Source organism: Parafrankia irregularis (assembly GCF_001536285.1).
Lineage (GTDB): Bacteria > Actinomycetota > Actinomycetes > Frankiales > Frankiaceae > Parafrankia > Parafrankia irregularis.
The window spans coordinates 12,861-33,760 of the sequence record NZ_FAOZ01000030.1; the positions used below are offsets into that span (position 1 = coordinate 12,861).

A 20,900-nucleotide genomic window follows, 5' to 3' on the forward strand; every position below is an offset into this window, starting at 1 on the left:
TGGCGGCCGGGGCCTTTCAGGAGGTGCCGATGAGCATCGACGTTCGTGCCGAGGGCCTGGCGGCGACCGGCCCCTCGGCGGCAGAACGCCGCCTCCGTGCGGCGGCCGACCGCCGCTCCGGAGGCGGCGGCATCCCGTCCCGTCAGTCCGCCGACGCTCCGCTCTCCGCGGCCCAACGGGGCGTCTGGATCGCCGACGCCATGCTCGGCAACTCTGGCGTCTACAACCTGAGCCATCTGGTGTGGCTGCGCGGCGGCCTGGACCCGGTGCGGCTGCGGGCCGCGCTCGGGGCGATCGTCGAACGGCACGAGATCCTGCGCACCGTGTTCGCCGGGGTGGACGATCCCCGGCAGGTCGTGCGCGCCGCCGACGGGTTCGAGCTGCCGCTGCACGATCTCGAGGTGCTCCCGGAGGCACGGCGGCGGGCTGAGGCGATGCGCGTCGCGCAGGCGGAGGCCGGGCGGTCGTTCGACCCCACCGAGGGCCCGCTGTTCCGCGCCGCGCTGATCCGGGTCGACGCCGGGACGCACCTGCTCGTCCTGAGCATGCACCATCTGCTGGCCGACGAGTGGGCGCTGGGCAACCTCATCGCCGAGGCGAACGCCTTCTACAACGGCGCCGCGGTCGGGGACCTCGCCATCCAGTACGGCGACTTCGCGGCCTGGCAGGTGGCACGCCTGGCCGACGGGCTGGCCGACCGCCAGCTCGCGTACTGGCGTGAAGCCCTCGCCGATCTGCCGCACACCCTCGACCTGCCCACGGACCGGCCGCGAGGGGCGCGGCCGTCGCATGTGGGCCATCGCCGCGCGCTCCGCCTGACCGCCGAGGAGGCATCGGCCTTCCGGCGGCTGGCCGCGGACCACGGCGTCACCGCGTTCAGTGCGATGACCGCGGTCTTCGCCCTCGTCCTCGCCCGGCACGCCGGGCAGCGGCGGTTCGCGTTCGGCACCGCGGTGTCCGCGCGCAGCCGGGTGGAGACCGAACCGCTGATCGGGCTGTTCGCCAACACGGTGGCCATCCCGCTCGACGTCGCCCCCGAGGCCCCGGCGGACCGGCTGCTGCGCGCGGTCCACGCCTCGGTGGTCGAGGCGCTCGACCACCAGGACGTGGCGTTCGACCGCGTCCTCGGCGAGCTCGGTGTGCCGCGCAGCATGGGCCGCCATCCGGTCTGCCAGGTGCTCGTCCAGTGGGCCGAGGACGCCGCCGGCGGCGGCTGGCGGCTGGCCGGCGTCGAAGCGGAGCCGGTGACGCTGGGCCACGGATCGGCCAAGGCCGACGTGACGCTCGTCGGCGTCGGCGGCGGCGTCGGCGGCGCGGACGGCATCGAGTTCGAGATCATCTGCGAGCGGGACCTGTTCGAGCCGGAGACCGCCGAGCTGCTCCTCGGCCACTTCGCCACCGCGCTGCGCCACCTGGCCGCGCGCCCCGCGACCCTCGTCGGGGACGTGCCGCTGGCGACCGCCGAAGAGCAGCGGCGTCGGGAGACCGAATGGCGCGGATCGTTGGGGGACCTCGCCCTCGACGCCACGATTCCGCAGCTCTTCGACGAGATCGTGGCGCGGCAGCCGGACGCGCCAGCTCTGACATCCGGGGATGGTGCCACCACCCTGAGCTACGCCGAGCTCGACGCCGCCGCCGACCAGCTGGCGGACCGGTTGCGGCGGCTCGGCACCACCGTGGACGCGTGCGTCGGCGTGGCCGTGGCGCGCTCGGTCGACATGGTCGTCGCGATGGTGGCCATCGCCAAGGCCGGCGGCGCCTGCCTGCCCCTCGATCCGGCGAACCCGGCCGAGCGCAACGCGCTGCTGATCGCGGAGCGTGACCCGGCCGTCGTCATCGCCGGCCACGCCTGGCAAGCCGCCCTCGGCGACGCCGCCGCCGGCCGCGCGGTGATCGTCCTCGACGACGAGGGCGGCCGCGGGCGCGTCACCGAGGAGGTACGTCCCGAAGCCCGGACCACCACCGCCACTACTACCGCCAGTGCCAGTGCCACCGGCTCGAGCCTGGCCCACGTCTGCTACACCTCCGGATCGACCGGCACCCCGAAGGGCGTCGGCATCACCCACCGCGGCATCGTCCGGCTGACGCGCGGCCACCACCCCGCCGTCTACGGCCCGGGCCAGACCGCGGTGCTGCTCGCCCCGATCGCGTTCGACGTCTCGCTCATCGAGCTCTGGGGCTCACTGCTGAACGGCGCGCGGCTGGTCGTGCCCGAACCCGGGCGCCTGGACATTCCGGTGGTCGCCGACCTGCTGCGCCGCCACGGCATCACCACCCTGATCCTGATCACACCGGTGTTCCACCAGATCGTGCAGGGCGACGTCGATGCCCTGGCCGGAGTGCGCCACCTGCTGGTCGGCGGGGACTCGATGGCCGCCGCGGCCCTCACCACCGCGCTGCGGGCTCTCCCCGACCTGCAGGTGATCGCCTGCTATGGACCTACGGAGAACACCGGGATCACGACGTCCATCGACTACGTGGACCCGGCGAGTGTCGGCACCCGGGTACCGATCGGACGTCCGACCCCGCACAGCACCGTCCACGTGCTTGACGAAGCCCTCCGTCCGGTCCCGGCAGGGGTTGTCGGGGAGCTGTACTCCGGCGGCCACGGACTCGCCCGGGGCTACCTGGGCCACCCGGCCGCGACCGCGCAGCGGTTCCTGCCGGACCCGTTCAGCGCGGTGCCCGGCGCCCGCATGTACAGGACCGGCGACCTGGTTCGCTGGCGTACCGACGGCATGCTGGACTTCGTCGGGCGGATCGACGGGCAGGTGAAGATCCGGGGCTTCCGGATCGAGCTCGGCGAGATCGAGACCCGGCTGGCCCTGCACCCCGGCGTCGCCGAGGCCGCTGTGGTGGCCCGCCCGGACGCCGACGGGCACAAGCGGCTGATCGCCTACATCGTCGCGCCGCCCGGAGCCCGGGCGCCGGGAGCGGCCGAGGCCAAGCGCTTCATCCAGCAGGCGCTGCCCGAGTACATGACACCCTCCGCGATCGTCGTCCTGGACCGGATGCCGCTGACCGCCCACGCGAAGCTCGACCGCGACGCCCTGCCAGACCCCGCCGGACTGCCGGACTCAGTGGCCGCGGACCGGACCGCGCCGCGCACCGCGGTCGAGGAGATCCTCGCCGGGATCTGGAGCAGGGTGCTCGGCGTGCCCGAGGTCGGCGTCCACGACGGGTTCTTCGACCTGGGCGGTGACTCGATCCAGTCGATCCGCATCGCCTCCGAGGCCCGCCGGGCCGGACTCGTCCTCGCCTCGGCGGACATCTTCGACCATCCGACGATCGCCGAGCTGGCCGAGACGTCGGTCGGTTCGGGGCCGTCCGGGCCGGCCGTCGACCCGGATCGGGGCCCGGCCGTCGACCCGGAACAGGGCCCGGTCGTCGGCGAGGTTCCGCTGACTCCGGTCCAGCACTGGTTCACCCGCCAGGACTACGCGAACGGCCGCTTCAACCAGGCCGTCCGGCTGGCCTGGGACACCGAGCCCGACCCGGCCGCGCTGGCCGGAGCCCTGGACGCCCTGCTCGCCCACCACGACGCCCTGCGGCTGCGTCTCACCCGTTCCGACGGCGTCTGGCAGCAGCGGGTGGAGGCCGAGGAAGCCGAGAACGTGCTGGAGGTGATCGATCTCGACGACACCGCGCCGGGGGATCAGGAGGCCGCGATACTCGCCGCCGCGGCCCGAGCCCAGGACACCATCAGCGCCGCCGACGGACCGCTGGTCCGCGCGGTGCTGTTCCGCGGCGCCGAGGCCGGCCCCCAGCTCGTGCTGGCGATCCACCACCTGGCCGTGGACACCGTGTCGTGGGGGATCCTGCTGGAGGACCTCGCGACCGCCCACGCGGACGTCGCCGCGGGACGGCAGCCGTCGCTGCCCGCCAAGACGACCTCGTTCCAGCGCTGGTCGAAGGCGCTGAGCGCCCACGCCCGCAGTGCCGGTTTCGACGCCGAGGCGGCGTTCTGGGCCGACTACCTCGTCGGTGACGACGACGAGGGCCGCCTGCCGGCCGACCGCCCGGCGGGCTCGAACACCGTCGCCGACGAGGCGACCGTGGGCGTCGACCTGACCGAGGACGAGACCTCGGCCCTGCTGCGCCGGATGCCGGCGGCGCACGGCGCGCAGGCGGTCGAGGTGCTGCTCACCGCGCTCGCCACCACGCTGAGCGGCTGGACCGGTGCGGCCGCGCACGTCATCGACCTGGAAGGCCACGGCCGCGAGCCGGTCGTCCCCGACGCCGGGCTCGACGTGTCGCGCACCGTCGGTTGGTTCACGGCGCTGCACCCGGTGCGGCTGGAGCCGCCGGCGTCGGACGACCCGGTCGAACGCCTCACCGCGGTCCGCGACCAGCTCCGCTCGATCCCGCACAAGGGCGTCGGCTACGGGATGGCGCGCTACCTGCGTGGTGGCGTGGACGGCGGCGACGTGCCGCCGAGCCCGGCACGCCTGGTCTTCAACTACCACGGGCAGATCGCCGCCGGCGCGGGCGGCGCGGACGGCGCGGTCAGGCGCCTGCGAGCCCCGGCGGGCCCCGAGATCCAGGGCACCGCCCTGCGTCCCTACCGCCTGGAGGTGACCGCCGCCGTGGTCGCGGGATCCCTGCGCGTGACGTGGACGTACTCCTCGGCGCAGTACGACGCGGCCACGGTCGCGTCACTCGCCGACGCCTGTCGCACCGAGCTCCGGGCCCTGATAGCCACCACGACCACCACCGAGATCAGGCGGTAGCCCCATGCGCGAGCTGCTCCGGAACCGCGAGTTCGCGTTCCTGTTCGTCGGCCAGGTCACCAGCATGATCGGTGAGTCGATCATGCTGATCGTGCTGGCCATCTGGGTCAAGGAGCTGACCGGGTCCAGCGGCCAGGCCGGCGCGGTCGTGCTGGCCGTCGCGGCCCCGGCGCTGGTCGCGCCGCTGCTCGGCTGGGCCGTGGACCGGGTGCGGCGCCGGCCGTTCCTGCTGTGGGTCAACCTCCTTTCGGCCGTCGCCCTGCTGCCGCTGCTCGCGGTGCGCGATCGGCATGAAGTCTGGATCGTCTTCGCGGTCTCGGTGGCCTACGGCTTCTCCTTCAGCCTCAACACGGCCGGACTGGCCGGGCTGCTCAAGGTGACGGTCGCCGGCGACCGGCTGGTCGAGGCCAACAGCCTGCTGCGCTCGGTGCGCGAGGGCTCACGGCTGCTCGGGCCACTGGCCGGCGCCGGACTGTACGCCTGGGCCGGCGTCTCGGCGGTGGTCATCGTGGACGCCGCGACCTTCGTCATCGCGGCGGTGACGCTGACGGCGATGCGCGTCGTCGAGGACCGGCCGCGGCCGACCGAGCTGCACTGGGCCGCCGAGGCCGGCGCCGGCTTCCGCCATCTGGCGGGCGAGGCGGCGCTGCTGCGCTGCGCGATCGCGATGGGGCTGGCGTTCCTCGTGTTCGGCGCCGTGAACCCGGGCGTCTTCGCGTATGTGGACCAGGGCCTGCACAGGCCCGCCACGTTCGTCGGCGTGCTGATGACGGTGATGGGGCTCGGCGCGGTACTCGGCGCGCTCGCGGCCCCGAAGCTGGTCAGGGTGCTGGGGGAGTCCGCGGCCGTCGCCGTCGGCCTGGGCGCGCTCGGCGCAGGGCTCGCGGCGCTGGTCTATCCGCGCCTGTGGCTCGGGCTCGCGGTCGCGCCGGTCGTGGGCTTCGGCGTCTCGGTTGTCGCGATCGCCTTCACGACGCTGATGCAGCGCCGCACTCCCGCGCCGTTGATGGGACGGGTGTCGACGGCCACCGACCTGTTGGTCGGGGCGCCGCAGACGGCGTCGATCGCCGCCGGGGCGGTCCTGGTGTCGGTGGTCGACTTCCGGTGGCTGTTCGGCGGAGCGGCGGCGGCACTGCTGATCGCGGCGTCCGGGCTGTGGACGGTGCGCGAGCGGGTATCCGCTGGCGGCGAGGACGGCGACGGCCCGCCGGACGGCGACAGCGCTGAAAAACGCGGCGGTGCTGAAAAGGGCGACGGCGTTGAGAAAGGCGACGGCGCTGAGAACGGCTACGGCGCTGAGAGCGCCGGCTCGGGGGGCGCCGGCTCGGGCTCCGTCCCCGGCAGCGGGAATCAGGACCTGATCCTCCAGGACCAGACATGAGGACGGCCGCCGTCCCGGTGACGCACTCGCAGGCTTCGCTGTACTTCGCGGAGGCGATGTGCCCGGAGGAAGGCGCCTACAACATGGCCTTCGCGATCGACGTGGAGGGCCCGGTGCCGGACGCGGGCCTGGTCGCGGCTGCGCATCGGGCCTACCGGGCGATCCCGGCGCTGCGGCTGCGGCTCGGCATCGACGACGTTTCCGGGGAGATCGTCTCCTGGTTCCACGACCAGCTGCCGGACGTCGAGGTCGTCGACCTGGACGGTGCCGGACCGGACGCGGTGGCAGACGCGGTGGACGCCGCGACGCGCCGCGCGATCGACATCGACGAGGGCGGGTTGGCGCGGTTCGGAGTGCTGCGGACCGGGCGGGCGGCGGCGACGTTGGCGGTGGTGTTCCATCACCTGGTCGCCGACGGCCTGTGCCACATGCCTTTCGCGGAGCGGCTGGCGCGGTGTGTGGTCGGCGATCTGCCGGAGGACGACGGCCGGGACTACGTCGGTCTCGTCCGGCGGATCCGTGAACGGGAGACGCGCGCCGCCGCCGAGCTGCGCGGTGTCTCGTTCGCGCGACTGCCCGAGGATCTCCTGGCGCGGACCCGCCTGCCGTGCCGTAGGGACGGCGCCGTCTCGCGGGGCGGGCGCACGGTGGTGATCGTTGACGCGGGGACCACACGAGGCCTGCGGGAGCTGGCCCGACGGTTGGAGACCAGCTTGTTCAAGGTTCTGATCGGTGCGGTGCACCATGCGCTGCCGGCCGACGACGACGGCGGCGCGAGCGTGGTGTGCACGGCGGCGTCCCAGCGTCCGGCGGGTGGGGAGGCGGACTCCCTGATCGGCTGTTTCATCAACGAAGTGCCGCTGCCGGCGGCGCGGTACGGCTCCGACACGGTGGCCGACATCGTGCTGCGGGAGGGCGCCGGCTGGCATGCCGACCTGCGCCGGCGCGACTTCCCGTTCGCCGAGCTGGCACGCCGGGCCGATCCGGCGGGGACGTCGGCGGCCCGCCTGGACAGCGTCATGGTCGGCTACCGGAAGCTGCCCCGGACGATGCGGTGGACAGGTGCCGGAGTGACCTGTCGGGCGGTGCTTGAGCAGCCGTTCCCGACGCCGAAGACGGAGATCTCGCTCCGGTTCCTGGACCGGGGCGACACCTTGGAGTGCGAGGTGCAGTGGGGGCGCGGCCTCGTCGAGACGGCGGGCGCCGCGTTCGCCGATGAGCTGGGACGGTCGTTGGCCGGTGCCGGTGCCGGTGCCGCCGCTGGTGCCGCCGCGGGTGCTGGTGCTGGTGCCGCCATGGTCGCGGAGGTCGCGAAATGAGCCATGGGACGGGGTGGGCCCCGCACGCGGCGGGGCCGGTGGGCCGGGTGCCGATCGGTGACGGCTCGCGCTGGGCGTTGTGGGATCTGGTGGAGCTGCGGACCGCCGGGTTTCCGGCAGCCGACATCGCCGTGCTTTTCGATCCCGGACTCGCGGAGCTCGCGGTCGGCGACGACGAGGAGAAGTTCCTGGCCGCGTACACGCAGGCCGTGGACTCGGTCGCGACGGTCGCCAGGCGCGTGGCCTCCGATCCCCGCTTCCAGGAGGCCGTGACCTGGCAGAACCCGACGATGTTCCGCGACTGCGTGGCGAAGATCGCCGAAGGTACGCGGAGCCGTCCGGGGCAGCGGCGGCGGCGTGAGCTCAAGGTGGTGAGCTACCTGCAGCGCTACGCCCTGAAGAACGACACGATCGGGTTCTTCGGGCCGGTCGGATTCGCGCGCGTCGGCGACGACGGACCGGCGCTGCGGCAACAGCCGGGTCCGGCGCTGCTGGCGCGGCGGCGGGTGTACTTCGAGCAGTGGGCGATCGACGCGGTGGCGCGGCGGATCAGCACCGATCCGGAAGTGCGGCCGTGGCTGCGGCCGCGGCGGTCGGCGGCGGTGGTGGTGCGGGACGGACTCGCCCGCCGGCCGCACGGTGCGCCGATCGCCCTGACACGGCACGAGGCGGAGATCTTCGAGCTTTGCGACGGGTCGCGGACGGCGGCGGAGATCGCCGGCTTCGACGCCGTGGCCGAGGACTGGCTGGAAGCCGGCCTGATCATGCTCGAGATCGACGCGCGGGTCGAGGACGACCCCGAGGTGCGCCTTCGCGAGGAGGTGCTGCGGATCGGGGACGCGACGGTGCGGGACCGCGTGCTGGCCGGCCTGGACGAACTGATCATCGCCCGCGACGCGGTCGCGGCCTGCGCCGGGGACGCGGCGAGGCTGGCCACGGCAGGGCAGCGGCTCGACGAGGTCTTCGAGCGCCTGGCGGGGGAGGCAGCCAGCCGGCGCGGCGGGGAGGCCTATGCCGGACGTCGGGTGGTCTACGAGGACACCGTCCGCGACGTGGAGGTGCGGATCGGGCCGGAGTTCCTGGCGGCGGCCGAGGCGCCGCTGGAGTTGCTGCTGGACAGCGCTCGATGGCTGGTGGCGGAAGCCGCGCAGGCCTACCGGGAGCGTTTCGACAAGGTTTTCGACGCCTGTCTCGCGGCGGGCGGCGACTCCGGGGCCTCGGCCGCGTCCCCGGACCCGACCTCGGTCGCCTTCGGCGCCTTCCTCGCGGCGGCGACCCCGGACCTGGCCTTCTCCTACCGGGAGCTCCCCGACCCGGTCGCCGCCCTGATTCCCGAGTTCCAGCGCCGCTGGGCCGCGATCCTGGCCGTGCCGACCGGCGTCCGGCGCCACGAGCTCCGATCGGCCGATCTCGTCGCCGCGGTGCGTGCGGCGTTCCCGGTCCGGGAGCTGCCGTGGTCGTCGGCGGTGCACCACTGCCCGGACATCATGGTCGCCGCCGCGAGCGCCGACGCCGTCAACCGCGGCGACTTCCTCCTCGTCCTCGGCGAACTCCACCTGACCGCGAACACCCTGGACGCCCGCGTCGTGCTCCAGCAGCACCCCGAGCCGGAGCAGCTGACCGCAGCGGACGCCCGCGACCGCCGCGGCCCGCGCATCCAGCCGGTGCCGGCGAAGGCCTCCAGCAGCGTCAACTCCCGGGTGTACCCGCCGGCGATGAGATCGTCCGACGACCTGTTCTGGACGCTGCACACCCGCCACACCGGAGCCGCCGGGCAGATCCTGCCCGGCGCCGGGCTGCGCGTGCATCGTGAGCAGGGCGTCCTGCGGGTCCGCTTCGAGGACCGCGGGTGCTGGGATCTGCTCGAGGTGCTCGGAGAGATCATCGGCGCGGCGGTGATGAACGCGTTCAAGCCGATCGGCACGGCCGGCCACCGCCCGCGCGTCACCATCGACCGGATGGTCATCGCCCGGGAGGCGTGGGGGTTCGCGCCGGCCGAGCTGCGCTGGGCGTTCGAGAAGGACGCGGCCCGCTGCTATCGCGGGGCACAGGCGTGGCGGCGTGCGGCCGGCCTGCCGCCGCGGGCGTTCTACCGGGTCGCGGTCGAGGACAAACCGCTGTTCGTGGACTTCAGCAGCGTGGCGTTGGTGAGACTGCTCGCAGCCGCCGTCAGGTCCGCGGCCGAGGAGGAACCCGACAGCCTGGTCGGGTTCACCGAGATGCTGCCGGACCTCGGCGACCACTGGGTACGGGACGCCGACGGCGCCGCCTACGCCTCCGAACTCCGCCTGGTGGCCGTCGACCTCACCGAAACGGCCTTGAAGTCGACTGGCACCGTGTAGGCGTAGGCGCCGGACTCCGGGAGATTGTGCGTCCTGTCGACGATCTGGAAGCCGATTCCCTGGTCGTCCGGGGCGCTGCCCGGGCCGGCGAGCTGACGGTTGAGCGCGTCCACCGCGGCCCAGCCGATCCATTCCGAGGGGTCCGAGGAGAAGGCCACGCAGGCCTGCTCCGGCCCGCCGGCGCGGATCGCGTCCATGGCCGTGTCCCGAGGCATTCACCTTGGACGAACGCGTCGTTGAGGAGCTGGACGGCGTTCGCCGAGGAGTACTTCTGCAGCGCGGCCGCCGCTTACTTCCGAGAAAGAAAGAAAGATTTTGGCTGCTGCAGCAACCGAAATCCTTCTTTCTTGCGTATCGTCAAGCGATCTGCCGCCCCGTTTGCCGTTATTGGCATGAATTGGCGCAAGGCGGCGCCGGGTGGCGCCACGCGGCGCCGCCCGGCGGCGTGACGGTTCACCCGGAGGAGGACGTCAGACCAGGGCGGCGGCGAGCCTTTCCACGCCTGCGGCCGCGCCCGCGACCGTCGGGTTCTCGAACAGCAGGCTCAGGGGCACGTCGAGGTCGAACAGGTCGCGCAGCCGGTTGGCGGCGCGGATCAGAAGCAGCGAGTGGCCGCCGAGGACGAAGAAGTCGTCGTCGACACCCACCTCGCCGACGCCCAGCACCTCGGCCCAGACCTCGGCGACCGCCTCCTCGACGGCGTTGCGCGGCGCCACGCGCGCGACGCCGCCTGCTGTCGGTCCCAACGAGGGCTCGGGCAGCCGCGCGCGGTCGATCTTCCCGCTGGGCCCGACGGGCAGGGCCGGCAGCATCACCACCGCGGCCGGCACCATCGCCGCCGGGAGCAGGTCGCGCAGTGCCCGGCGCAGCGCCGCGCCGTCCGCGCCGCCCGACGCGTAGGCGATCAGGCGTTGGTCGCCGGGGGCCGTCTCGCGCACGACGACCACGGCCTCGGTGACGCCCGGCTGACGGCGCAGCGCGTGCTCGATCTCACCGGGTTCGACGCGGACGCCGTTCAGCTTCACCTGGCGGTCGACGCGGCCCAGGAAGTCGATGACGGCGGGCCGGGGCCCCGGCATCGGCCGCCAGCGGGCGAGGTCGCCGGTCCGGTACATGCGGCTGCCGGGGGTCCCGTGCGGGTCCGGGATGAACCGGTCGGCGGTGAGCCCGGGACGCAGGTGGTAGCCGCGGGCCACCGCGACGCCGCCGATGTACAGGTCGCCGACGGCCCCGGCCGGGACCGGGTTCAGCCATTCGTCGAGTACGTACATCCGCACGTTGTCGATCGGGCCGCCGATGGGGATCGCGGGCAGTGCCGCGACCGCGGCGGGGTCGCAGGTGAAGGCGGTGACCTCGATCGCGGCCTCGGTGGGGCCGTAGAGATCGTGGATGCGGCAGTGCGGTAGGCGGGCCAGGAACGCGGTGACGGAGGCGAGGGGCAGCTCCTCACCCGAACAGAACACGTCGCGCAGGCCTGCGCAGCGTTCGATGTCCGGCAGCGTCAGGAAGGCGGCGAGCATCGACGGCACGAACTGCGTCGCCGTGATCCGCTGCGCGGAGATGACGTCCCGCAGGTACTCGGCGTCCTTGTGGCCACCGGGGCGGGCCAGGACCAGGCGGGCGCCGGTCCACAACGGCCAGAAGAACTCCCAGACCGAGACGTCGAAGCTGGTCGGCGTCTTCTGCAGGACCGCGTCGTCGGGGCCGAGCGGGTGCGTGCCGCGCATCCACTCCAGCCGGTTGACGATGCCGCGGTGCGCGTTGACGACACCCTTGGGCCGACCGGTGGAGCCGGACGTGTAGATGACGTAGGCGGCGTTGTCGGCGACGACGGGCGGCGTCGGTGTCAGGGGCTCGGGCGGTAGGTCCGCCCAGGCGGAGGCGTCGTCGAGCGGGACGACCGACATGCCGGGGTCCGACGATGCGATCAGGTCGCGGAACCGCTGCTGCACGAGCACCACCGGCGGCGCCGCGTCGTGGAGCATGAAGGCCAGCCGGTCGGCCGGATAGTCGGGGTCGAGCGGCACGAAGGCGCCGCCGGCCTTGAGTACCGCGAGCAGCGCGACGACCAGCTCGACCGACCGCTCGGCGCAGATCCCGACGCGCACCTCGGGCCCGACACCGCGCTGCCGCAGCAACCACGCCAGCTGGTTCGCCGCGGCGTCCAGGTCGGCGTACGTCACCGTGGTCGCGTCCGGAGCGACGACCGCCACCGCGTCCGGTGTCCGTGCGGCCTGCGCCTCGAACGGACCGTGCAGGGTGGAAGCGGTGGCGGCGACCGCCGTTCCCGCCGCGTAGTCCACCGTCAGCGCCGAGAACTCGTCGGCGTCGACCATGCGCAGTTCGCTGATCCGCGTCTGGGAGCGCGACGCGACCTCGGCGAGGATCGAGCGCAGGTGCGAGGCCAGACGCTCCATGTACTCGGCCGGGTAGAGCGCCGTGTCCCACACGACCTCGCAGTCCGCCGAGCCGTCCGCGTGGTTCTCGAACCAGACGCTCAGGTCGTACTTCGACGTCGTCCAGGTCACCGGCATCTCCTCGACCTCGACGCCGGCCAGGATCGGCGCCCGCCGCGTGCCGCTGCCGGCGCCCACGAGCACCTGGAACAGTGGTGTGCGCGAGGCGTCGCGAGGCACGCCGAGCTGTTCGGCCAGCCAGCCGAAAGGGGCCTCGCAGTGGTCGAACGCGTCCAGGCAGACGTCGCGGGTGCGGGCGACGAGCTCGGCGAACGAAGGGTTCCCGGCGGTGTCGCAGCGCAGCGCGAGCAGGTTGAGGAGCGGGCCGACCACGTGGCGCGCATCGGGCTCGGCCCGCTCGGCCCACGTCGTCCCGACCGTGATGTCGTCCCGTCCCGACCAGCGCCGCAGCAGCGCCTGGACCGCGGCGAACAGGACCATGTTCGTCGAGGCCCCGGCGTCGCGCCCGATCTCCGCCAGCCCGGCCATCACCGACGCCGGGACACCGAACACGGTGGCCGCGCCGACGCCGGCACGGCGGGCCGGACGCGGCCGGTCCGCGGTCAGCTCGAACGGTGTCAGGCCGGCCAGACGCAGGCGCCAGAAGCCCAGCAGCCGGTCGGCGTCCTCCGCCAGCTCCCGGTCCCGCCGCTGCGCGTACTGCGCGTAGCCGGAAGCAGGCGGGAGCGACGCCGGACGCCCGGCACGGCGGCTTTCGTAGAGCTCTGACAACTCGTCGAACAGCAGGTACCGGGACCAGTCGTCGAACGCGGTGTGATGCACCGTCAGGCACAGCACCGCCGTGGCGTCCGGCAGCCGCAGCAGCCGGGCCCGGAACGGGATTCCCGCCGCGAGGTCGAGTGGCGCCGTGGCCTCGGACAGGCGCAGGCCGTCCAGGCCGCCGGCGGCGTCCAGTGCGGCGGCGCCGACCTGGACGACGTCGAGCTCGAACGCGGACGCGGGCCGCAGGACGGCCGCCGGCTCACCGTCCGCCGACATACCCATCGACGTCCGCAGGGCGGTGTGGCGCCCGACGATGTCGCGCAGCGCGTCGCCCAGGGCGGTCTCGTCGATGGCTCCCATGAGCCGCAGGTGGATCGGGATCAGGTGCCCGACCGGGTTCTCGGCGACCTGCTCGCCGAACCACATGTGCCTCTGGACGCGGGAGACCGGTGCCGACATCGCAGCTTCCTCATCTTCCTTCGGGTTCCGCCTTCCGGCGGACTGCGGACTGGTCCGACCCGTGTTCCCGGGCCCGGCGCTCTTCGACCAGGGCCGCCAGCTTCGCGGCGGTGCGGCACCGGTACAGGTCGGGCACGCCGAGCCGGGGGAGACCGGCCTGCGCGATCCCGTTCAGGACCCGGACCGCCGCCAGCGAGTTGCCGCCGTTGTCGAAGAAGTCGTCGTCCAGGCCGACGGGCTGTGCCAGCACCCGCCGCCAGACCCGCACGACGGTGTCCGGGATCCGATCGCCGGCCTCCGGCCGCGCGTCGCCGGGTTCGACGGCCCCGGGTTCGACCGCGCGAGGTTCGTTGGTGCGGGGTTCGACGGCGCGGGGCGGCGGCAGGCGGGTGACGTCGAGCTTCCCGTTCGCGGTCAGCGGCAGTTCGGACAGCGGCGTGATCGACGCGGGCAGCATGTAGTCGGGGAGCAGCTCGGCGATCCGTCGCCGTACCGCGCGGGCGGCCTCGCGGGCGGCCGGACCGGTCGCGCCGTCGCGCAGGATGACGTAGGCCGTGATCCGCGCCTCGGCCGGGTCGTCGTCCGCGGCCGTCACGCACAGGGCGGCGGTCTGGACGGCATGGTCGTCCTGCATGACTGAGCGGATCTCGTCGAGCTCGATCCGATAGCCGCGGATCTTGACCTGGCTGTCCAGCCGGCCCAGGTGGTCCAGGGCGCCGTCGGGCCGCAGCCGGCCGCGGTCGCCGGAGCGGTAGATCCGGCCGCGGCCGTACCGGTCCTCGACGAAGCGCGCCTCGGTGAGGTCGTCGCGGCCGTGGTAGCCGATGGCCACGCCGGCGCCGCCGACGTGGATCTCGCCGGGGACGCCGGGCGGGACCAGACGTCCGAGGGGATCGCGCACCGACACCGACCAGCCTGGCAGCGCCGGGCCGACGGACCGCGAGCGCGGCTCGACGTCGGCCGGGGTCACGGTCCTGGCGGTGACGTGCACCGTGGTCTCGGTGATGCCGAACATGTTGACCACGCGGCAGTCGGCGGACGGGTGCCGGGCGAACCAGCCCCGCAGCATCCGCACGTCCAGCGGCTCCCCGCCGAAGACGACCAGGCGCAGCGCGAGCCGGTCGCCGCCGCGCGCGTCGGCGTCCAACAGGTTGGCGAAGGCCGACGGGGTCTGGCTCAGCACCGTGACCCGCTCCCGGACCAGCAGCTCGCGGAACTCGGCCGGTGAGCGTGCGACCAGGTGGGGCACCACGACGAGCCGGCCGCCGGTGAGCAGGCAGCCCCAGATCTCCCACACGGAGAAGTCGAACGAGCTGGAGTGGAAGAGCGTCCAGACGTCCGTCTCGTCGAGCTCGAAGTCCTCGACCGCCGCGACCAGGGCGGCCACGTTGCGGTGCGGCACCACGACGCCCTTGGGGCGCCCGGTGGAACCGGACGTGTAGATGACGTAGGCGGGATCGTCGGGCGTCGCGCCGCCGGGACGCGCCACGTAGTCGACGAGAGGCGCGCCGAACGCCAGCGACGACGGCGAGACCACCCTGGCCGGGCCGTCGGACGGGAAGGCGCCCTCGTCCGCGACGACCAGATGCAGGCCAGCGTCCTCGGTGATGAACCGTAACCGGTCGGCCGGATTGTGCGGGTCCAGCGGCACGTAGGCGGCGTCGGCAAGCAGCACCGCGAGCAGGGTGATGACCAGGTCCGAGGTCCGCTCGGCGCACACGCCGACGAAGTGGCCGGGCCGGACGCCGAGCGCGACCAGGCCCAGGGCTCTGCGCTCGGCTTCCAGCACCAGCTCGCGGTAGGTCAGGACACGCTCGGCGTCCGACACCGCCGGCCGGTTCGGGAAACGGTCGGCGACATCGCGCAGCGCCCGGTGGATCGTGACCGACACGTCGGCCCTCGGCGCGGCCGCGGCGCCGGCGGCCAGGACCGCGGCCACCTCCTCGGCAGGCATCAGCTCGATGTCGGACAGCGGGCGGTCGGGCGCGGCGGCGGCGAGCTGCCCGGCGACGTGCACCAGATGACGGGCGAAGCCGCGGGCGATGGGAGTGCAGACCGCCGCCGCGGCGTGGTAGCAGGAGCCTGACACCGCGGTGTCGCCGTCGAGCTCGACGTGGAGCACGATCGGGCGGGGTGTCGTCAGATACGGCCGATAGGCCAGGTCCGGATCGTGGGCGGTGAAGACGACCTCGACGGCGGCCGGCGTGCCGTCGGGTCCGGCGTCGGCTCGCTCCACCCGCTCCAGGAACGCGCCCACCGCTTCGGTTTCGTCGACACCGATGTCGACGGAGCCGTCACCGAGGGCCAGGACAGCCGACGTCGCGGCGTCGTAGCGGGCGAGGGTCAGGGCCGACGCCGCGAGAAGCACGGCGGCGGAGAGCTTCACCGAACCGGTGACGTCCACGATGTCCAGCGGGATGCAGCCGTCGGTGCCGACGGGATCGGGCAGGCCCCACTCGACGGCGGTGCGGATCTCGCCGGGGCCGCGTTCGGCGACCGCGTCCGCGCGGCGCGGCCCGGCGAGTGCGGCCGCGGGGGCCTGACGATCGTCACGCAGCCCGGCACCCTCACGCAGTCCGGCACCGTCACGCAGCCCGGCACCGTCACGCAGTCCGCCCCCGTCACGCAGTCCGGCACCGCGCAGCCCGGCACCGATCCGCAGCATCTCGGCAAGGTCGACGACCGCCCGGTCCGCGACCAGCACCGCGTCTGCCGTGCCGTCGGCATGGCAGACAACCGTCGTCCGCAGCGCGGGCCCGTCGGGGGAAAGCCCGCGGGCGGCTTCGCGCGCGATCAGCGCCCGGGTCCGCTCGTCCGTGCGTGCGCGGCCGGTGGGCTCCTCCCAGATCCGCAGCCCGGATCCGATCCATTCCTCGGCCGGCGGGGCCGGCAGGCCGACCACCAGACTGTGGCACTCCCGTCGCCGTACCCGCCCGGCGTGGCCGCCGTCCACGGACTCGGACTCCATGGCTCTTCTGCTCCTCTCAGTCCCCTCGATGCTCGCGGTCAGCGCGCGGTGAATCCGCCGTCGACGGTGACGACGCTGCCGGTGACCTGCGCCGAGTCGTCGGCGCCGAGCCAGACCGCGGCCCCGGCGACGTCCTCGGCCTCGATCAGCCGGTTCATCGGCTGCGCCTGGACGAACGTGGCCTCGTGGTCGGCCACGTCGGTGTCCAGGGAACGCGCGATCTCCGCGAGCATCCGGCCATCCAGCGTCGGGTCGTCGCGCACCGAGCCCGGGCACAGGGCGTTGACCCGGACCGACATCGGCGCGTAGTCGAGGGCCGTCGCCTTCGTCAGGCCGATCAGGCCGTGCTTGGCCGTGACGTAGGCGGCGAAGTGCCGGTAACCGACCAGGCCCGCGGTCGAGGCGATGTTGATGATGCTGCCCGAGCGCCGCTCCAGCATCGCCGGCACGACCTCGCGGATCATCCGCAGTGCTCCGGTCAGGTCCACGTCCAGCATCACCGCCCACTCGTGCTCGGTGATCTCGTGTGCCGGCCGGCCGGACGGCGCCGCGATGCCCGCGTTGTTCACCAGGATGTCGATGCGGCCGAAACGGTCAAGGCCGGCGGCAACGGCCTTGGCCAGGGACGCCGCGTCGCGCAGATCGGCGGGGACGGCCAGCGCCGCCGCGCCGCGGTCCCGGCACCGGTCCGCGGTCTGGGCGAGCTGCCGCCTGGAGCCCAGCGGGTAGGGGACGTCGTCGACGTCGCGCGCGATGTCGAGCAGGATCAGGTCCGCGCCTTCCGCGGCGTAACGGACGGCGCACGCACGGCCGATGCCCCGCGCGGCTCCGGTGATGAGCGCGACCTTGTCGTGCAGCCTCAGCGAGTTCACCGCGCCACCGCCCCGGTCGGCTCGGCCAGCCGCTCGCCCATGATCCGCAGCAGTGCGGACGGGTCGTCCGCCAGATACATGTGGCCGCCGGGCAGCTCGACCGTCTCACAGCCTCTCTCCGAGGCCTCCCGCCAGCCGGCGGTGTCGGCGGCCGCCACCAGCGCGTCGTCGTGGCCGCGCAGGCAGGTGATCGGCGCCCGCAGGCGCGGCCCGGGCAGCGGGACGTAGGACTCGTGCAGCTCCACGTCGGCCCGGATGGTCGGCAGCAGCATCTCGCGTAGTTCCGGGATGTCGAACGCCTCGTGGCGGAATCCGGCGAACTCCTCGACCCGGGCCAGGAAGTCGTCGTCGCTCAGCCCGGTCGCGTGCCGCTCGCGCATGGCGTCCGGCGCGGGCGAGCCGCTGACGAACAGCCGCGTGACGCGGCCACCCGCGCGGGCCTCGATCCGCCGGGCGACCTCATAGGCCAGGACGGCGCCCAGGCTGTGGCCGAACAGCGCGACCTGGGTGCAGCGGCCCAGCACACCGCCGACGAGATCGGCGACGACGGTGTCGACGGCCGCGCGCAGGTCGGTGGGCGGCTTCTCGTCGATCCGCTCCTCCCGGCCGGGTAGCTGCACCGGTATCAGGTCCAGCTCCGGGCAGCGGCGCTGCCACGGCCAGAAGAAGCTGGCCCCGGCGCCCGCGTGCGGCAGGCAGATCACCGGAACCGAGCCGGCGGACCCGACCGTTGGCGGCGGACCGCTCAGCTCCGGACCGCTCAGCTGGGGGCTCACGACTGCGCCGCCCGGGCTCGCAGCACGTCGGCCAGAGCGCCGGCGCTCCGCGCCCGGAACAGGTCCCGGATGGTGACCTTCACCGGCAGCGTCTGCCGGAGCGACGCGACCAGCTGCGCACCGAGGACCGAGGTGCCTCCGAGCAGGAAGAAGTCGCTGGCCGGCGTCACGACGGCCCCGGAGTCCGCGAGCGACCGGACGAACGCGTCGATCACTGCTTCCTCGTAGACGTCCCGGAATCCCATCGTCGTCACTGCCTTTTCCCTCTCCCTCGGGGCCCGATCCGGCACGACGACTGTGTGCGGCGGCTCTATCGCCGCGTTATCGGGTTCGGTGGCCGCCGAAGGATAGGAGCCGCATAGCCCGCCGGGAGACGTTGCGCTCGCGCCGAACGGCGCCACGGACCGTGGGAAAGGGAGGAGATCGATGGGCGAGGACGAGGCCGTCGCGCTGGTCACGACTCTGATCTGCAGGTTCCGCAAGGTCGAGGCATCGCAGGTGCCGCCGGACGCGGATCTGGCCGACACCCTGGGATTCGACTCGCTGGACGCCGCCGAGATCCTCGCGGCGGTGCACAAGGAGACCGGCCGCGAGGTGGAGGTCTGTTCGTTGGCGGACCTGAGCACCGTGGCCGGCATCGCCAGGCATCTCGTCGCGGCGGGAGCGGGTTCATGATGACCACGCCCGGACGCCGTTTCGAGGAGCTGGACCCGGTCTGGGTGCTGAACCAGTACCGCGCCGCGGAGATCCATGGTGCCGGTGCCATCCTGCGCATGAGCCGGCTCGCCGACGACCTGGCGCTGAGCACCGATCTGAGCCGCCACCTGCGCGACGAGGCGGTGCACGCCTGGCTGTGGACCAGGGCGCTGCGCGACATCGACGGCGAGATCTTCGATGTCGAGGAGCCATACCAGACCCGGCTCGGCGCGCACTTCGGTATCCCACGCACGCTCACCGACCTTTTGGCGCTGACGTGGGTGTCGGAGAGCCGCGGCGTCGAACAGTACGAGAGCCACCTGAACCTGAAGGACGTCCCGCCGAACATCCGCAGGACGCTGCGCGCCATCCTCAAGGACGAGACCTGGCACGTCGCCTACATTCGCGAGGAGCTTGAGCGCCGCGGCCGCCTCGACCCGTCGGTTCAGTCCGTCATCGACCGGGCCCAGGACGCCGACGCCAGAGCCGTCGCCGAGCTGGCCCTCGAGGGCGACGCCGTCAGCCCGCTGACCGCCGGAGCCGCGGTGTGAACGCCGCCCCGCCAGACCGGGTCCGGCTCACCGGCCCGGCACTGCCGGCCGGCGAGCTGAGCCTGGCCGAGGCCGTACGTCCGTTCGGCGTCGCCACCCGCGGCATCACCTTCCTGGACGGCGGTGACGACCGCCGCTACTCCTACGACGAACTGGCCGGCCTGGCGGCGGCCGTGGCCGTCCGGCTGCGTTCGCACGGCGTGCGGCCGGGATCCCGCGTCGCCATGACGATCAGCAACGACCTCGAGTCGGTGCTGACCGCCATGGGTGTCTGGGCGGCCGGCGCCGCGGTGGTGTCGGTGCCGCCGGCGTCGCGGCGCGCGGTGCCCTGGTACGCCCGGCACTTCGGCGACCTCCTGCGCGCCACCGGCTGCGAGCTGGTGGTCGCGGACCACGACGACGACCGAGTGAACCCGATCGACGGTCTCGGACTGGCGAGTCTGTCCCGGAGCCGGCTGTGCGCGGACCTGACGGCGCTGCCGGGGTCCGACGTGGCCATCGACGGCACGGCCCTGATCCAGTTCACCTCCGGCAGCGTCTCGGCGCCCAAGGGCGTGGCCGTGGAGAGCCGGACGCTGGCCGGGCACGTGGCCGCGGTCGCCGCGAGCCTGGGGTTCGACCCGGAGACCGACCGCGTCGTCTCCTGGCTGCCGCTGTACCACGACATGGGCCTTCTGGCGATGTTCATGACTGCGCTGGTGACCCGTACCGACCTGGTGCTGATGCCGCCGACCCGGTTCGCCACCGGACCGGCGCGCTGGCTGACGACACTCGGCCGGCTCGGCGGCACCGTCACCGCCGCGCCCAACTTCGCCTACCGGATGGCGGCCGCGGTTCCGTACGAGGAAGGGCTCGACCTTTCCAGGGTGCGGGTCTCGCTCAGCGGCGGCGAGCGGGTGAACTGGCAGACCCTGACCGCCTTCCACGAGGCAGTCGGGCCGCTCGGCTTCTCCTGGGGTGCGATCATGCCCAGCTACGGCCTGGCCGAGGGCGTCGTCGGAACCACCACCGCGCCGCTGGGCCGCGGCCCGATCCAGGGACCCGGCGGACGCGTCTGCGTCGGCCGCCCGCTGCCCGGGGTCGCCCTGGAAGCCCCCGACGGGCCGCCGGGCGGTCCGGTCGAGCTCGGCGGCTCCTGGGTGTACGAGGGCTACCACACGGTCGACGGCTTCCGGCCGGCGCCGAGCGACGGCTGGTTCGACACCGGCGACGACGGCTTCGTCCACGACGGCGAGCTCTACGTGCTGGGCCGGCGCAACGAGGTGGTCGCGGTGGCGGGCCGGAACGTGTTCGCCGAGGACATCGAGATGATCGTCCTTGACGCGCAGAGCGACGGTGTCAAGGCCTGCGCGGCGTTCCGCCTCAAGGACGCCGACCAGGACTTCGGTCTCATGGTCGAGGTCCCGGTGCGGCCGAGGCGCTCGCCGGAGGAGGTCGCCGTCCTGGGCGCGCAGGTGCGCTCGGCGGTGAGCTCGACGCTCGGCGTCCGGCTGAAGACCGTGCTGCTGGTGCGGCCCGGCACCATTCCGCGCACCACGTCCGGGAAGGTGCAGCGGGCCGAGTGCCGGGAGCTGCACGCCGAGGGCGGCCTGAAGCGGCGGCTGCTGACCGCGGTGCACTGACCGGA

At 73.5% G+C, this 20,900-nt stretch carries 13 protein-coding genes; 7 read left to right on the forward strand and 6 right to left on the reverse strand.

The window, feature by feature from the left end:
• Positions 1-29 precede the first annotated feature (29 nt).
• The 4 genes from AWX74_RS30500 to AWX74_RS30515 are packed head-to-tail and all read left to right on the forward strand — an operon-like array spanning position 30 to position 9,772.
• Positions 30-4,730: a non-ribosomal peptide synthetase gene (locus tag AWX74_RS30500; RefSeq protein ID WP_165615844.1), complete on the forward strand. Its 4,701-nt coding sequence runs from the start codon at positions 30-32 to the stop codon at positions 4,728-4,730.
• A gap of 4 nt (positions 4,731-4,734) precedes the next feature.
• The gene (locus AWX74_RS30505) at positions 4,735-6,111 is read left to right on the forward strand and encodes an MFS transporter (protein WP_091283846.1); all 1,377 of its coding nucleotides are present in this window, start codon (positions 4,735-4,737) and stop codon (positions 6,109-6,111) included.
• A complete protein-coding gene (locus tag AWX74_RS30510; protein ID WP_091283848.1) occupies positions 6,108-7,430 on the forward strand; it encodes a condensation domain-containing protein in 1,323 nt (440 codons plus the stop codon). The genes AWX74_RS30505 and AWX74_RS30510 overlap by 4 nt, the downstream gene beginning before the upstream one ends.
• Positions 7,427-9,772 (forward strand): lantibiotic dehydratase, encoded by a 2,346-nt coding sequence (locus AWX74_RS30515; protein ID WP_091283850.1) that lies wholly within the window; start codon positions 7,427-7,429, stop codon positions 9,770-9,772. Before AWX74_RS30510 ends, AWX74_RS30515 begins: the two co-directional genes overlap by 4 nt.
• Here AWX74_RS30515 and AWX74_RS30520 read toward each other — a convergent pair.
• The 6 genes from AWX74_RS30520 to AWX74_RS30545 form a co-directional block, all read right to left on the reverse strand.
• Positions 9,700-9,969 carry a hypothetical protein gene (locus tag AWX74_RS30520; RefSeq protein WP_091283852.1) on the reverse strand — a complete coding sequence of 90 codons (270 nt, stop codon included), beginning with the start codon at positions 9,967-9,969 and terminating at the stop codon, positions 9,700-9,702. The genes AWX74_RS30515 and AWX74_RS30520 overlap by 73 nt on opposite strands.
• Positions 9,970-10,242: 273 nt before the next feature.
• On the reverse strand, positions 10,243-13,410 hold the full coding sequence (locus AWX74_RS30525) for a non-ribosomal peptide synthetase (protein WP_091283853.1): 3,168 nt from the start codon (positions 13,408-13,410) through the stop codon (positions 10,243-10,245).
• Positions 13,411-13,420: 10 nt separating this feature from the next.
• Positions 13,421-16,378, reverse strand: a complete 2,958-nt coding sequence (locus AWX74_RS30530; protein WP_091283855.1) for a non-ribosomal peptide synthetase — start codon at positions 16,376-16,378, stop codon at positions 13,421-13,423.
• 38 nt (positions 16,379-16,416) lie between these two features.
• Positions 16,417-17,250, reverse strand: coding sequence for an SDR family oxidoreductase (locus AWX74_RS30535; protein ID WP_207550450.1), 834 nt, complete (start codon positions 17,248-17,250; stop codon positions 16,417-16,419).
• The gene (locus AWX74_RS30540) at positions 17,247-18,026 is read right to left on the reverse strand and encodes a thioesterase II family protein (protein ID WP_207550451.1); all 780 of its coding nucleotides are present in this window, start codon (positions 18,024-18,026) and stop codon (positions 17,247-17,249) included. The genes AWX74_RS30535 and AWX74_RS30540 overlap by 4 nt, the downstream gene beginning before the upstream one ends.
• The gene (locus AWX74_RS30545) at positions 18,023-18,271 is read right to left on the reverse strand and encodes an acyl carrier protein (RefSeq protein WP_091283857.1); all 249 of its coding nucleotides are present in this window, start codon (positions 18,269-18,271) and stop codon (positions 18,023-18,025) included. The genes AWX74_RS30540 and AWX74_RS30545 overlap by 4 nt, the downstream gene beginning before the upstream one ends.
• 181 nt (positions 18,272-18,452) lie before the next feature.
• On the opposite strand from AWX74_RS30545, the gene AWX74_RS30550 reads away from it, so the two are divergent.
• Genes AWX74_RS30550 through AWX74_RS30560 form a run of 3 tightly spaced genes read left to right on the forward strand, consistent with a single transcriptional unit; the run spans position 18,453 to position 20,895 of the window.
• Positions 18,453-18,701 (forward strand): acyl carrier protein, encoded by a 249-nt coding sequence (locus tag AWX74_RS30550; RefSeq protein WP_091283859.1) that lies wholly within the window; start codon positions 18,453-18,455, stop codon positions 18,699-18,701.
• Positions 18,698-19,273 (forward strand): ferritin-like domain-containing protein, encoded by a 576-nt coding sequence (locus AWX74_RS30555; protein WP_165615846.1) that lies wholly within the window; start codon positions 18,698-18,700, stop codon positions 19,271-19,273. The genes AWX74_RS30550 and AWX74_RS30555 overlap by 4 nt, the downstream gene beginning before the upstream one ends.
• Positions 19,270-20,895, forward strand: coding sequence for an AMP-binding protein (locus tag AWX74_RS30560; protein WP_091283863.1), 1,626 nt, complete (start codon positions 19,270-19,272; stop codon positions 20,893-20,895). The genes AWX74_RS30555 and AWX74_RS30560 overlap by 4 nt, the downstream gene beginning before the upstream one ends.
• Positions 20,896-20,900 lie beyond the last annotated feature (5 nt).

Coding starts and splice junctions, on each gene's coding strand:
- AWX74_RS30500 (WP_165615844.1), top strand. CDS start 30: ATGAGCATCGACGTTCGTGCCGAGGGCCTGGCGGCGACCGGCCCCTCG.
- AWX74_RS30505 (WP_091283846.1), top strand. CDS start 4,735: ATGCGCGAGCTGCTCCGGAACCGCGAGTTCGCGTTCCTGTTCGTCGGC.
- AWX74_RS30510 (WP_091283848.1), top strand. CDS start 6,108: ATGAGGACGGCCGCCGTCCCGGTGACGCACTCGCAGGCTTCGCTGTAC.
- AWX74_RS30515 (WP_091283850.1), top strand. CDS start 7,427: ATGAGCCATGGGACGGGGTGGGCCCCGCACGCGGCGGGGCCGGTGGGC.
- AWX74_RS30520 (WP_091283852.1), bottom strand. CDS start 9,969: ATGGACGCGATCCGCGCCGGCGGGCCGGAGCAGGCCTGCGTGGCCTTC.
- AWX74_RS30525 (WP_091283853.1), bottom strand. CDS start 13,410: ATGTCGGCACCGGTCTCCCGCGTCCAGAGGCACATGTGGTTCGGCGAG.
- AWX74_RS30530 (WP_091283855.1), bottom strand. CDS start 16,378: ATGGAGTCCGAGTCCGTGGACGGCGGCCACGCCGGGCGGGTACGGCGA.
- AWX74_RS30545 (WP_091283857.1), bottom strand. CDS start 18,271: ATGGGATTCCGGGACGTCTACGAGGAAGCAGTGATCGACGCGTTCGTC.
- AWX74_RS30550 (WP_091283859.1), top strand. CDS start 18,453: ATGGGCGAGGACGAGGCCGTCGCGCTGGTCACGACTCTGATCTGCAGG.
- AWX74_RS30555 (WP_165615846.1), top strand. CDS start 18,698: ATGATGACCACGCCCGGACGCCGTTTCGAGGAGCTGGACCCGGTCTGG.